This is a genomic window from Cohnella boryungensis (assembly GCF_042651945.1).
In the GTDB taxonomy this organism is placed as follows: Bacteria; Bacillota; Bacilli; order Paenibacillales; family Paenibacillaceae; genus Cohnella; species Cohnella boryungensis.
Genome location: NZ_JBHSED010000001.1, coordinates 121,061 through 134,597 on the forward strand (window position 1 = coordinate 121,061; position 13,537 = coordinate 134,597).

Consider the following 13,537-nt stretch of genomic DNA (forward strand, 5'->3'; position numbering starts at 1 on the left):
GCTTTTGTTTTTCGTTCGATGGGACGATTTAGAATTTGTGTTCCGTTCATACTCCGTTCATAATTACAGCATATTATCATTTTTACATATTGGAGCAACTTATTTTGGATTCCTGGAGCTGATGAATTTGCTAAAGCTGTTCCGTTACCTCAAGCCCTATCGCTGGATGGTCGCAACGGTGCTGATCCTTATTCTCCTGCAATCGTTGTGCGAGCTGTACCTGCCGACGCTGATGGCGGATATCGTCAACGACGGGGTGGTGAAAGGAGATACCCCTTATATTTGGAAAATCGGCGGCTTCATGATTGCGGTAACCGCATTGGGAACGCTGGTATCGATCGCGGCCAGCTATCTGTCGTCGCGGATTGCCTCCGGATTCGGCAGAGACGTTCGCAGCAAGACGTTCCGTCAGGTTGAAAATTTCTCGCTGCTGGAGTTCGACAAGATCGGCACCGCATCGCTCATCACCCGGACAACCAACGATATTACGCAGGTTCAATCGGTGTTGATCATGATCCTGAGAATGATGGTTGCCGCCCCGATGATGTGCATTGGAGGCTTGATCATGGCGATCTCGAAGGACGCTCACCTCTCGCTTGTATTCGTCGGAGCGATTCCGGTCCTGGCGCTGACGATTGTCGTGATCGCAGCGAAGGGCATTCCTTATTTCAAGGTCATGCAGAAAAAGGTGGATCAGCTCAATCTGGTTCTGCGGGAAGGGCTGACCGGCATTCGCGTCATCCGCTCGTTCAATCGTTTCAGTCACGAAACGAAGCGCTTCGAGCATGCGAACGGTGATCTCACTCAGACCGCGATCAAGGTCAATCAAATTATGGCCTTCATGATGCCGATGATGATGCTTATTCTAAATTTCTCCTCGCTTGCGATCATCTGGTTCGGAGGACTTCGAGTCAGCAGCGGACATATGCAGGTTGGAGATTTGATGGCTTTCCTGCAGTATGCGATGCAGATCATGTTCTCTCTGTTGATGGTTTCGATGCTGTTCGTAATGGTCCCGCGCGCCTCGGCTTCGGCTGTTCGAATTAATGAGGTGCTGAATCTGAAGCCGACGATCAACGAGAAGAAGGGAAGCCGGACGCCAGCAGGCAACGGCATGCAGAAGGACGCCGATACGGCATCCGGACCCGCTCCTCGCGGACGGGTCGACTTCGACCAGGTGTCGTTCCGGTATCCCGGAGCCGAGAATGCCGCGATCGAGGGGATCAGCTTCAGCAGTATGCCAGGTGAAGTCACCGCCATCATTGGAGGAACGGGCTCGGGCAAGTCGACTCTGATCAGCCTGATCCCCCGATTCTACGACGCGGAGGCAGGAGCCGTGCGCATAGACGGCGTCGACGTGCGCGAGCTGCCCGTGGAGACGCTGCGCGGCATGATCGGACTGGTTCCCCAGAAGGCGCAGCTCTTCACGGGCACCATCTCCGACAATATCCGCTATGGCAAGGTCGATGCGACAGAGACGGAAATCCGCCATGCCGCCGATACCGCCCAAGCGAAGGATTTCATTGAAGAGATGGCCGGCGGCTACGACGCCGTCATCTCCCAGGGCGGCGCCAACCTCTCGGGCGGACAGAAGCAGCGATTGTCCATCGCGCGGGCGCTCGTGCGCAAGCCGTCGATCTATCTGTTCGACGACAGCTTCTCCGCGCTGGATTTCAAGACCGACGCCAGGCTGAGAGCGGCGCTGAAGGACGAAACGACCGAAGCGACGGTCATTATCGTCGCACAGCGGGTTAGCACGGTCATGGATGCCGACCGGATCATCGTTCTGGATGAGGGGAAGGTCGCGGGCATCGGCAATCACAAGGAGCTAATGAAGAGCAGCGAAGTCTACCGCGAGATCGTTTCTTCGCAGCTTTCCGAGGAGGAGATCGCATGAGCGAGCGTCAAGGCAATGCCAGAATGCCGAGCAAACCCCCGGGACCAGGCCCAGGTATGGGACCGGGCATGGGCGGCATGGGAATGCCCGTCCAGAAGGCCAAAAATTTCAAGGGAACGCTGCGGCGACTGGCCGGCTATCTGCGTCCCCAGAGAATGAAGCTGCTTGCCGTGCTTGTCACGGCGATTCTAAGCACAGGCTTCGCGATATACAGTCCGAAGGTACTCGGGGAAGCTACGACAAAGCTGTTTGAAGGCATGATGGCCACCCTCAAGGGCGATCCGAATGCGCATTACGATCTGGCGGGCATCTGGCAAATCGCGGTATTCCTGGCGGGGCTGTACGTTGTCAGCTCGATCTTCAGCTATATCCAGCAGTTTCTGATGGCCGGAGTGGCGCAGAAGACGGTCTACGGCCTTCGCAACGAGGTGAACGCCAAGCTGGGCAAGCTGCCGTTGAAATATTTGGACAGCCAGACGCACGGGGAAATTCTGAGCCGCGCCGTGAATGATGTAGACAACATCAGCAATACGCTGCAGCAGAGCTTGACCCAACTGATCACATCGCTGATCACCATCATCGGCGTAATTATCATGATGCTCACGATCAGCCCGTGGCTTACGCTCATCCTGCTGCTTACGCTGCCATTGTCCATGATCGTCATCAGAGGCGCCGCGAAGAAGTCGCAAAGCTATTTCAAGGCGCAGCAGATGGAGCTCGGCATGCTTAACGGACATGTCGAGGAAATGTATTCGGGACACAGAATCGTGAAAGCCTACGGCCAGGAGGACAACTCGGTCGCCAAGTTCGACAGCATCAACGAAAAGCTGTACAGCTCGGGCTGGAAAGCGCAATTCGTATCCGGGAACATCATGCCGCTCATGAGCATGGTCAGCAATATCGGGTACGTCTTCATCAGCGTGGTCGGCGGCATCATGGTGGCGCGGGGTTCGATTTCCATCGGCAATATTCAAGCGTTCATACAGTACGCCAGACAGTTCTCGATGCCTCTTGTGCAGACGGCTAATATCGCGAATATCATTCAATCGACGATCGCTTCGGCGGAGCGCGTGTTCGAGCTGCTCGACGAAGAGGAGGAGATTGCCGAACCGGCCGATAGCGAGGCTGTCGAGCTCGCGGACGCACATGGAGCGGTGGCGATGCATGGCGTGAATTTCGGATACAAGGAAGACGCAATGCTGATCGAGAATATGGACATCGACGTCAAGAGCGGACAGATGGTGGCGATCGTCGGGCCGACGGGCGCGGGCAAAACGACGCTTGTGAATCTGCTCATGCGCTTCTACGAGGTGAACGACGGAACGATCATGATTGACGGAGCTGACATTACGCGAATGAAACGCGGCCATCTGCGCAGCCTGTTCGGCATGGTGCTTCAAGACACCTGGCTGTTCAACGGGACGATTCGCGACAATATCGCATACGGCCGCGCGGGAGCGACGGAAGAGGAGATCGTGGCGGCGGCTAAGGCCGCGCACGCGGACCACTTCATCCGGACGCTGCCGGAAGGCTATGATACGGTGCTGAACGAGGAGGCGTCCAATCTGTCGCAGGGACAGAAGCAGCTTCTGACGATTGCCAGGGCGATTCTGGCGGACCCGGCCATCCTGATTCTCGACGAGGCGACGAGCAGCGTCGACACGCGGACGGAGGTTCACATTCAGCGAGCCATGAACGAGCTGATGAAGGACAGAACAAGCTTTGTCATCGCGCACCGCCTGTCCACGATTCGCGATGCGGATCTGATTCTCGTCATGAACCACGGCAGCATCATCGAGAAGGGCACCCACGCCGAGCTGCTGGCCCAGGAAGGCTTCTACGCCGATCTGTATTACAGCCAGTTCACCGGAGGGGCCGCAAGGGTTCAAGCGGTCTGAACGGGTAATAGAGAAGAGAGAAGAATCCGCTCCCTCGCTCGATTTATGCCGAGGGAGCGGGTATAGTTAGTACCATCCCGAACAATCGGGCCTGCATTTCACTGCGGGCGACAGAGAGAGGAGAATGCGGATATGGCAAGCTTGGAGGACATCATTCGGGGACGGCGGAGCATAGGAAAGGTCAAGCCGGATGCCGTGCCGAAGGAGCTGGTGGAGAAGCTGCTCGAAGCGGCCACCTGGGCGCCGAGCCACCATCGCACGGAGCCTTGGCGATTTATCGTCATGATGGGAGAAGGCCGCAGCGCTCTTGGCAGAGCCTACGCGGACATTGCTGCAGAGACATGGGGCGAGATATCGGCGGAGGAACGCGAGCAGCGGCAGGAGAAGGAGGCGGCCAAAGCCTTCCGGGCTCCTGTCGTCATCGCCGCCGTATGCTCCCCGTCGGAGCTCCCGCAGGCAGACGAGCGAGAAGAGCTGGCCGCGGTGCACGCGGCGGTGCAAAATCTGCTGCTGACCGCTCATGCGAACGGGCTTGGCGCCGTCTGGCGGACAGGCGCTCCTTCCTATCATCAGCGGATGAAGCAAGCCTTCGGCCTTGCTGCCAGAGAGCAGCTTGTCGGGCTTCTGTACATCGGGTATCCGGATATGCCGATACCGCAAGCAGAGAGAGCTCCAGTCGCGGAGAAAACCGTCTGGATGGAATAGTCGGACACGCGAAGAGCCAATCCTAGAGAACGACAGGATTGGCTCTTCTTCTATGTCATCTGGCCGAACGTCCGTCTGTCGGAGAGATGGCGGCCACGGAGCGCCGTACGATCATATCGGCGGGCAGCACGATCTTCTTCCACGGGAGGCCTGTTACGCCGCGCTCCTGCAGCCGCTCCACCAGCATCTGCGTGCCCAGGTAACCGAATTGATAGGCCTGCTGGGCGATTACCGTCAGAAACGGGTCGATCTCGGAGAAGGGCCCCAGATCATCGAAGCAGACGAGGGACACCTGCTCCGGCACCCGGATGCCGCGGGCATGCAAGGTGCGGATCACCTCCACGGCAAGCACGTTGTTGCCCGCTACGATAGCGGTCGGGGCAGGGTCCATGCGGTCCAGCCACCGCTCGATTTCCGACAGGTCGCTGCGAGGCTCGAATGCGGTCTCCAGCACATACGCCTCATCGAACGCGAGATCGTTCAGCTTCAACGCCTCCCGATAGCCCTCCAACCTGAGCCGCGCGCTGGAGATTTGCGGAGAGCCGTTGATCAGCGCAATCCGCTCGTGCCCCTGCGAGGTGAGGTGGTCGACCAGCTTGCGGGCGCCTTCCTTGCTGTCCCCGAGCACAACGTCGCTGTCCATGCCCGGCACCTCGCGATCCAGCAGAACGAATGGGACCTGATGTAGGCGAAGCGTCTCCAGATGCGGCAGGGACAAATCTCCGGCGGGGGCAACCAGCACGCCGTCCGCCCGCGTCGCGAGAATCGCATCCACGTAATCCTTCTCCTTGTCCAGGCTTTCGTCGGAGTTGCCGAACAGCAGCCGATAGCCGTGCTTCTTGGCCGCATCCTCCGCACCGCGCGCCAGCGTCGTGTAGAAGGGGTTCGTAATGTCCGTGATGAGCAGAAAGAGGACATTGCTCTGCTGCAGCACCAGGCTACGAGCCATATGATTGGGAACGTAATTCAGCTCTTCCATGACGCGCCGAACCTTCGCCCGGGTTTTGTCGCTGATTTTCCCAGTGTTATTGATAACCCTGGATACCGTCATCGCGGACACACCGGCCTTGGCGGCAATATCGTAGATTGTAACCATGATTCTAAAGCCCCTCATCGTCTTTGTGTACTTCCCATCTTACAAAATTAAAGAATTGACAGCAAGCGTTTTCCTTGTTAACTTAGGGTTATCGGTAACATTATCCCACCTTTTGGAGGCTAACGACATGGCAGAGCAGCAGTTCAGATGGAAAGGCGAATTCCCGAAGATCGGTATTCGTCCGACGATTGACGGCAGACGCAGAGGCGTTCGCGAGTCCTTGGAAGAGCAGACGATGAATATGGCGCTTGGCGTGGCCAAGCTGATCTCCGACAATCTGCGCTATCCCGACGGCACTCCGGTGCAATGCGTAATCGCCGATACAACCATCGGTGGCGTGGCGGAATCCGCCGCTGCCGCGAGCAAGTTCGCCAAGGAAAACGTCGGCGTATCGATTACGGTTACGCCTTGCTGGTGCTACGGCACCGAGACGATGGACATGGACCCTGCCGTGCCGAAGGCCGTCTGGGGCTTTAACGGAACGGAGCGTCCGGGCGCGGTCTATCTGGCCGCCGTGCTATCCGGTTACGCGCAGAAGGGCTTGCCGGCCTTCGGCATCTACGGCAACGACGTTCAGGATGCGGGCTCCAAGGAAGTGCCGGAAGACGTCAAGGGCAAGCTGCTTGGCTTCGCAAGAGCGGGACTGGCGGTCGCGCTGATGAAAGGCAAGTCGTACTTGTCCATGGGTTCGGTATCGATGGGCATCGCCGGCTCGATCGTCAACGATGCGTTCTTCCAGGAATATTTGGGCTTGCGTACGGAATACATCGACATGAGCGAATTCGTTCGCCGCATGGAAGAAAATATTTACGATCCGGTGGAATTCGAGAAAGCGTTTGCCTGGGTCAAGAAAAATTGCGTAGAAGGACCGGACAACAATCCGGAGGATATTCAATTGTCCCGCGCCAAGAAGGATCAGGATTGGGAGACAGTCGTCAAGATGACGATCATCGCCCGCGACCTGATGGTCGGCAATCCTCGCCTGGAGGAGCTCGGCTTCGGCGAAGAGGCGCAAGGGCACAACGCCATCGTCTCCGGCTTTCAGGGTCAGCGCCAATGGACGGATCACTTCCCGAACGGCGACTTCATGGAAACGATGCTGAACTCGTCGTTCGACTGGAACGGCATTCGCGCGCCATACATCGTCTCCACGGAGAACGACAGCCTGAACGGCGCGGTGATGCTGTTCGGCAACCTGCTGACGAATACGGCGCAAATCTTCGCGGACGTGCGCACTTACTGGAGTCCGGAATCCGTAGAGCGGGTTACGGGGCACAAGCTGTCCGGCGCGGCGGAGAACGGAATTCTTCACTTGATCAACTCCGGCTCGGCGACGATGGACGGAACGGGAGAGCAGTCGAGAGACGGCCAGCCGGCGATGAAGCCGTTCTGGGAAATTACCGAAGAGGAAGCTCAGAAGTGTCTGGATGCGACCTCCTGGCGTTCCGCGTCGGTCGGCTATTTCCGCGGAGGCGGCTATTCCTCCGACTTCCTGACGCGCGGCGGCATGCCGCTGACGATGTCGCGGCTTAATCTGGTCAAAGGCATCGGACCGGTGCTGCAAATCGCGGAAGGCTACTCCGTCGATCTGCCGGAGGCGGTTCACAAGACGCTGGACGAGCGTACCGATCCGACCTGGCCGACAACCTGGTTCGCTCCGATCCTTAACGGCAAGGGCGCGTTCAAGAACGTCTACGACGTGATGGACAACTGGGGCGCGAACCACGGCTCGATCAGCTACGGCCATATCGGCGCCGATCTGATTACGCTGGCATCTATGCTGCGTATTCCGGTCAGCATGCACAACGTGCCGGAAGAGCAGCTTTTCCGCCCGCGCGCATGGGGACTGTTCGGCACGGACAACGCGGAGAGCGCGGACTATCGCGCTTGCGCCAACTTCGGCCCGCTGTACAAATAAAAACGATTGCGACGACGCTGTCGTCTGATCCGCTTTCGGGTCAGGCGGCATCCGTCTGTCTGCGGAATGGAGAATTCAGCTATGAGCAGCCAAGAAATTCGTCAGGAATTATGCAAATATGCCCAGAAAACCGTTGCCAATAAGCTTGTCGTCGGCCCGGGAGGCAATATCAGCGCGCGTCATGAAGGCAAGATGTATCTGTCTCCAAGCGGCTTCGCTCTGGATGAGATTCAGCCTGAGCAATGGGTAGAGGTCGATATCGCCAGCGGCGAGATTACCGATATCGGACTGCGCCCCTCCTCCGAGGTGCTGATGCATCTGTATGCCTATCGGCAAAATCCGAACATCGGCGCCATGGTACATACCCATCCGCCTTACTGCATCGCTTTTACGCTGGTGGAGAAGGACTTGCCGATCATGTTCCCGGATCAGGCCGCTCTCGTTGGCAAAACCGTGTACGTGGATTACGTATTGCCGACAACCGACAAGCTGGCCGACGCGGTGGTGGAGAAAATCGAGCACTCCTCGATCTTGCTCGGCAACCACGGTCTGGTTACGACCGGCCGCAATCTTCGCGAGGCGTACTATCGTACCGAGGTCGTCGAGGAAAGCGCCAAAATCTTCCTTATCGCTCAAGCTATCAAAACTCCGAAGGTATTGACGAAGGAAGAGTTCGAGGAAATTGCTTCGCTGGAAAGCGAAGCGTACCGGATTCAATTGCTGCAAAAAATGAAATAAAGCAGCGCGGCTGGAGAAGAGGGGAGGAGATCGCATATGACGAAAGCAGCTGCGCGGACGACGGATGCAACGGTGCTTGCGTTCGACATGGGCGCCAGCAGCGGCCGGGCGCTGATCGGACTGCTCAAGACCGATTCGGAGCCGGGGGGGAAACGCACGCTGGAGGTCGCGGAAATTCATCGTTTTCCGAATCACGCCATCCAGGTAGGCAAGCATCTGCATTGGGACACGCTGAGATTGCTGCACGAAATGAAGAAAGCGATTCGCTTCGCGTTCCAGCAAGGCTACGAGCCGGCAACGTTCGGCATCGATACGTGGGGCGTAGACTTCGGGCTGCTTGACGCGAATGGGGAATTGCTGGGCAATCCGTATCATTATCGCGACCCGCACACGGAAGGCTTGATCGAGGAGGTCGGGCAATTGATCGGGCCGCAGGCGCTGTTCGAGCAGAGCGGACTCCAGTTCATGCCCTTCAATACGCTGTATCAGCTCTACGCCATGAGAAAAGCCGCTTCTCCGAAGCTGGACATGGCCCACACGCTGCTGCTGACGCCCGATCTGCTCGCCTATTTGCTGACGGGCGTCAAATCCTGCGAATTCACGATGGCGACGACGACTCAGCTCTATCACCCGGGCACGCAGGCCTGGAATAAGGAACTGATGGACAGATTGGGCATTCCCAGCCGCTTGTTCCTTGATCCCGTGCACCCTGGGACGATTCTGGGGCCGCTGTCGCCGGAAGTGAGGGAGGAGCTGGGCGTGCCCGGCATTCAAGCCGTATCCGTCGGGACGCACGATACCGAGTCGGCCATCGCGGCGGTGCCTGCGGGAGACGAGCCGTTCGCCTTCCTTGTCTGCGGAACCTGGTCGCTGCTGGGGACGGAGATGGACGGACCGCTGCTCAGCCGCGAGACGCTGGAGCTGGAGTTCTCGAATGAAGGCGGCGTCGGCGGCACTTATCAGCTGTTGAAAAATATTATGGGCCTGTGGCTGCTGCAGGAATGCAAGCGGGAATGGGACGAGCAAGGAAGCGAGATCGGCTTTCCCGAGCTCGTTCGCTTGGCGGAGCAAGCCGTGCCTTTCCGAAGTCTCATCCACCCGGACGATCCGAGATTTTTCTCTCCGGGCGCAATGACGGACAAAATCCGTTCCTTTTGCCAGGAGACGAACCAGCCGATCCCGCAATCGGAGGGCGAGATTGTCCGATGCCTGCTGGAAAGTCTGGCGCTTCGCTACCGGCAGGCGCTGGAGCAGGCGGAGCGGCTGACCGGACGCGAGTACGGAGGCTTGCATATGGTCGGGGGCGGCATACAGAACCGGCTTCTGTGCAGCTTCACCGCGAATGCGATCGGCAAGCCGGTATGGGCGGGGCCGATCGAGGCCAGCGCCATCGGCAACATGCTTATGCAACTGGTCGCGCTGGGCGAGTGCAAGGATTTGCGGGAAGCTCGCGAGCTGGTTGCGGCCTCGTTCCCGATCGACGTGTACGAGCCGACGGCAAGCGCCGAATGGGAGGCCGCATACGCTGCCTTCTTGAGCTTCGGTCGGGTGTGACGAAACAAGGAGGGAATGCGAAATGTTAAAAGGAATATCCAGCTTGATTTCCCCGGAATTGCTGAAGATTCTTATGGAAATGGGACATAGCGACGAAATCGTGCTGGCGGACGGCAATTTCCCCGGCGCAAGTCACGCTCAGAGATTGATTCGGGCCGACGGTCACGGCATCCCGGAGCTTCTTGACGCCATTCTGAAGCTCTTTCCGCTGGACCAGTACGTCGACAAGCCTGTGGCGCTGATGCAGGTCATGCCGGGGGACACGGTCGAAACTCCGATCTGGAGCGCCTATGGGGAGATCATCGAAGCGCGTACGGGGCTTCAGGCTCCTTTTGAGGAAGTGGAGCGTTTCGCTTTCTACGAGCGCGCCAAGAAAGCCTATGCGATCGTCGCTACGGGAGAAGGGGCCCTGTACGCGAACGTGATTCTAAAAAAAGGCGTCATTTCCGAGTAGCCCCGGGCTGCAGGGACGATAGCCACCCCTGAGCAATAGAAGCGGCGAGCAGGAGGTTTATCCTGTTCGCTGCTTTTCGTTTGTTGGAGCAAAGCTGAATCCGGGACTTGCAAACGCGGGCGGATTCGGCTAAGATACTGAATAAATGTTCAGTATTATTGAGGATACTGACATCTTCGGACCGGATTGGGGCGTGAGAAATGAACAAGAAAAAACAGCAGAGCGAGCAAACCAAGAAGCGGGTAGCCGATGCGGCGAGAGCGTTATTCGTCCAGAAAGGCTACAAAGCGACTTCCATAGACGATATTTTGAAAGCGACGGGAAGCAGCGCGGGCAATATTTACTATCATTTCAAGAGCAAGGAAGGCTTGTTTCTGTACCTGATGGATGAATACGACAGGGAATGGGAGCAGAAGTGGGCGGAGAAGGAAAGTGCCTATTCGACGACTAAGGATAAGCTCTTCGGGTTCGTGGAACAATTGGTTCTGGACCACCTGAATCATCCGCTGACGATAGCAGGCGACGAGTTTTTCTACGAGTCGGAGAAATCCGGCGAGGTGGAAGAACGAATATCCGATATGGTAGCGGGGTATGTGAAATTCAATCGAAAGCTGCTGCAGCAGGGCGTCGACCGCGGAGAATTCGCCCGTCAGGATGTAGATTCGCTGGCCCTAATTCTGGACAGCTTGCTCATCGGGCTTTGCCAGCATTCGCGGAAGATGAAGCAAGAGGAAGCATTGGCTTTATGCAAGTCAGCCGTCGAGGTACTGCTCTACGGCATGGCCAAACCGCTTTAATGCGGGGAGGCTCTTTTTTCATCCAGATATAGAACGAACGTTCAGTATAAAACAGGGAGAGAATACAACATGACTTTACTTCTAAGAGACAGAGGAGCGATACTGCTCCTGATGCTGAATATTTTTCTCGTATTCGCCGGAATCGGACTCGTCATCCCGATTATTCCTAAATATATGACGGAGCTGCACATTACCGGCGGCACGGTAGGTTTGCTGGTTGCGGCTTTCTCGCTTACGCAATTGCTATTCTCGCCAATCGCGGGCCGCTTGTCGGATGCGATGGGACGCAAGAAAATGATCATCGCGGGCATGCTTCTGTTCGCCGTGTCGGAGTGGATATTCGGCATAGCGAGCTCGCCTGTGCCGCTCTTCGCCTCCCGGCTGATGGGAGGAGTCGCCGCGGCGCTGATCATGCCGGCGATTATGGCTTATACTGCCGATATGACGACGAAGGATGAGCGGGCCAAAGGGATGGGCTATATCAATGCGGCCATGACGACCGGCTTTATTATCGGGCCCGGCCTTGGCGGCTATATTGCCGAATTCGGACTTCGCGTTCCCTTCTATGCCGCCGCCGTCGCAGGGCTTGTCGCAGCCTTGCTGAGCATGCTGGTATTGCCCGAATCCAAGCGTCAATTCGATACGGAAGAGAAGCCGAAGACGCCGGCCAAGCGTGAAAGCCTTATTACGCAGCTGCGCGGCTCGTACAAGGAGCCTTATTTTCTCAGCCTGATCATCGTCTTCGTCATCTCGTTCGGACTGGCCAACTATGAGACGGTCTTCGGGCTGTTCGTGGACCGCAAGCTAGGATTCACGCCTCAGGACATCGCCTTTATCATTACATTCGGCTCGATTTCCGGCGCTGTTGTACAGGCGACCGTGTTCGGCTGGATTTTGAATCGTTTCGGAGAAAGAAGAGTCATCTCCCTATGCTTGTTCGCAGCCGGCTTGTTCATACTGCTGACGCTGTTCGCTCCCAGCTACTGGCTGATCTTCGCGGTCACGTTTGTCGTCTTCCTGTCCATCGACATTCTGCGCCCGGCGATAGGCACGCAGATGTCCATGATGGCCGAGGAACGGCAAGGCTACGTGGCGGGATTAAACTCGGCGTTCACGAGCCTGGGCAACATCGCGGGACCGGCGGTGGCCGGCATGCTGTTCGATGTAGACATGAATTATCCTTACGGGATCGCCGCCCTGGTTCTCCTGATCAGCTTCCTGCTGTCCATACGAGCGGGAAGGAAGGAAAGACGGGCATTGTCGGCAGCTTAAGGCAGGAGTCTTGGGAGCCTGGGGATCGCCGGATGGCCGACAAAAGGATAGAATAGAGGGTAAACAAGCGCTGACGGACGAAATGGGGATGCAAGCTCGTGAAGCTGGACCGACTCTTATCTATTATTATACTGCTGGTTAACCGAAGGAAGGTTCAGGCCAAGGAGCTGGCTGACCTGTTCGAGGTATCCGTTCGCACGATCTATCGGGATATCGATGTCATCAATCAAGCGGGCATTCCGATCGTTTCTTATCAAGGCGCCGGGGGCGGGATCGGCCTGTCGGACGGCTACCGCCTGGACCGCAGCGTGCTCACGAACAATGAGCTGGTCGAAATCGTCGGCGCGCTGCAGAGCGTCTCGACGATTGTGCCGTCGCGCGATTCCAAGCTGCTGCTGGAGAAGATCAGAAGCATCGTGCCCGACGCGGATGCCGAGGGGTTTCAATTGCGAACGAGAAGGCTGATCGTGGATTTCTCTTCCTGGACGCGCAACGCCTGGGTCGAGAAGAAGATTCTGCTGCTCAAGCAAGCGACGGAGGAGGAACGGGAGACGGCTATCGTTTATTGCGACGCGCAAGGCCGTGAAACGGAGCGAACGGTGGAGCCTTATGCGCTCGTATTAAAGCAGATGTCCTGGTATTTATACGCATACTGTTTGACAAGAGAGGAATTCCGCCTGTTTAAGCTGTTCCGGATCAAGGAGATTGCGGTTCGCGAGAAGCGCTTCGTTCACCGGGAGGCGGAAACCGAGCTCCTGCCCTGGAACAAAGAGTGGAAGGCCCCGGACAAACTGGCGAAGCTGACGCTGCGATTCCGGCGCGGCGTCAAGCATCTGGCGGAGGAATGGTTCGACGTAGAAGCGCTTGCCGCCGAACCGGCTGAGAACGGGCAGGAGGAGCATTATCTCGTTCGCGCGGAGTTTCCGGAGGATCGCTGGCTGTACGGCTTTATACTCAGCTTCGGTCCGGAAGTTGAAGTGGTGGAGCCGCTATCCGTCAGACGGCAGGTGGAGAGGCTGGCCGCCGAGATTGGACAAATTTATTCCTCCTCCCGGGGAACTTGACACTATGTTGTCAGGTTCCCTGGGGTATCCTTGTCTTGTAAAGACAAAGTCCAGCGGTATGATGTCAAGTCCCTGAATTGAGCGATTTGGAAATTTTCTTGAGCAGAAAGCGTGCGAGTCAGGGAAAAAGGGCGCATCAAACCA

The 13,537-nt window shown here is 57.3% G+C and carries 11 protein-coding genes; 10 read left to right on the forward strand and 1 reads right to left on the reverse strand.

The features are described from left to right. The first annotated feature begins 127 nt into the window (after nt 1-127). The 3 genes from ACFO1S_RS00485 to ACFO1S_RS00495 all read left to right on the forward strand — a co-directional run bounded on the left by ACFO1S_RS00485 (nt 128) and on the right by ACFO1S_RS00495 (nt 4,500). Entirely contained in the window at nt 128-1,897 is a 1,770-nt protein-coding gene (locus tag ACFO1S_RS00485; protein WP_204604710.1) for an ABC transporter ATP-binding protein, read from the forward strand. Then, entirely contained in the window at nt 1,894-3,795 is a 1,902-nt protein-coding gene (locus tag ACFO1S_RS00490; protein WP_204604622.1) for an ABC transporter ATP-binding protein, read from the forward strand. Before ACFO1S_RS00485 ends, ACFO1S_RS00490 begins: the two co-directional genes overlap by 4 nt. Before the next feature lie 132 nt (nt 3,796-3,927). Beyond that, nucleotides 3,928-4,500 carry a nitroreductase family protein gene (locus tag ACFO1S_RS00495; protein ID WP_204604621.1) on the forward strand — a complete coding sequence of 191 codons (573 nt, stop codon included), beginning with the start codon at nt 3,928-3,930 and terminating at the stop codon, nt 4,498-4,500. Nucleotides 4,501-4,555: 55 nt separating this feature from the next. Here ACFO1S_RS00495 and ACFO1S_RS00500 read toward each other — a convergent pair whose 3' ends face one another. Next, nucleotides 4,556-5,596 (reverse strand): LacI family DNA-binding transcriptional regulator, encoded by a 1,041-nt coding sequence (locus tag ACFO1S_RS00500; protein ID WP_204604620.1) that lies wholly within the window; start codon nt 5,594-5,596, stop codon nt 4,556-4,558. Between the two features lie 127 nt (nt 5,597-5,723). On the opposite strand from ACFO1S_RS00500, the gene ACFO1S_RS00505 reads away from it, so the two are divergent. From ACFO1S_RS00505 to ACFO1S_RS00535, 7 genes are all read left to right on the forward strand, one after another. After that, nucleotides 5,724-7,514, forward strand: coding sequence for an L-fucose isomerase (locus ACFO1S_RS00505; protein WP_204604619.1), 1,791 nt, complete (start codon nt 5,724-5,726; stop codon nt 7,512-7,514). Between the two features lie 81 nt (nt 7,515-7,595). Then, on the forward strand, nt 7,596-8,252 hold the full coding sequence (locus ACFO1S_RS00510) for a class II aldolase/adducin family protein (RefSeq protein ID WP_204604618.1): 657 nt from the start codon (nt 7,596-7,598) through the stop codon (nt 8,250-8,252). Nucleotides 8,253-8,288: 36 nt separating this feature from the next. Continuing rightward, entirely contained in the window at nt 8,289-9,806 is a 1,518-nt protein-coding gene (locus tag ACFO1S_RS00515; protein WP_204604617.1) for a rhamnulokinase, read from the forward strand. 22 nt (nt 9,807-9,828) lie between these two features. Continuing rightward, nucleotides 9,829-10,260, forward strand: coding sequence for an L-fucose mutarotase (gene fucU / locus ACFO1S_RS00520; RefSeq protein ID WP_204604616.1), 432 nt, complete (start codon nt 9,829-9,831; stop codon nt 10,258-10,260). A gap of 200 nt (nt 10,261-10,460) precedes the next feature. After that, nucleotides 10,461-11,057 (forward strand): TetR/AcrR family transcriptional regulator, encoded by a 597-nt coding sequence (locus tag ACFO1S_RS00525; RefSeq protein WP_204604615.1) that lies wholly within the window; start codon nt 10,461-10,463, stop codon nt 11,055-11,057. 69 nt (nt 11,058-11,126) lie between these two features. After that, nucleotides 11,127-12,329: an MFS transporter gene (locus ACFO1S_RS00530; protein ID WP_204604614.1), complete on the forward strand. Its 1,203-nt coding sequence runs from the start codon at nt 11,127-11,129 to the stop codon at nt 12,327-12,329. Nucleotides 12,330-12,427: 98 nt separating this feature from the next. Continuing rightward, the gene (locus tag ACFO1S_RS00535; protein ID WP_204604613.1) at nt 12,428-13,393 is read left to right on the forward strand and encodes a helix-turn-helix transcriptional regulator; all 966 of its coding nucleotides are present in this window, start codon (nt 12,428-12,430) and stop codon (nt 13,391-13,393) included. The last annotated feature ends 144 nt before the right edge of the window (nt 13,394-13,537 follow it).

Coding starts and splice junctions, on each gene's coding strand:
- ACFO1S_RS00495 (WP_204604621.1), top strand. CDS start 3,928: ATGGCAAGCTTGGAGGACATCATTCGGGGACGGCGGAGCATAGGAAAG.
- ACFO1S_RS00505 (WP_204604619.1), top strand. CDS start 5,724: ATGGCAGAGCAGCAGTTCAGATGGAAAGGCGAATTCCCGAAGATCGGT.
- ACFO1S_RS00525 (WP_204604615.1), top strand. CDS start 10,461: ATGAACAAGAAAAAACAGCAGAGCGAGCAAACCAAGAAGCGGGTAGCC.
- ACFO1S_RS00510 (WP_204604618.1), top strand. CDS start 7,596: ATGAGCAGCCAAGAAATTCGTCAGGAATTATGCAAATATGCCCAGAAA.
- ACFO1S_RS00490 (WP_204604622.1), top strand. CDS start 1,894: ATGAGCGAGCGTCAAGGCAATGCCAGAATGCCGAGCAAACCCCCGGGA.
- ACFO1S_RS00515 (WP_204604617.1), top strand. CDS start 8,289: ATGACGAAAGCAGCTGCGCGGACGACGGATGCAACGGTGCTTGCGTTC.
- ACFO1S_RS00530 (WP_204604614.1), top strand. CDS start 11,127: ATGACTTTACTTCTAAGAGACAGAGGAGCGATACTGCTCCTGATGCTG.
- fucU (WP_204604616.1), top strand. CDS start 9,829: ATGTTAAAAGGAATATCCAGCTTGATTTCCCCGGAATTGCTGAAGATT.
- ACFO1S_RS00500 (WP_204604620.1), bottom strand. CDS start 5,596: ATGGTTACAATCTACGATATTGCCGCCAAGGCCGGTGTGTCCGCGATG.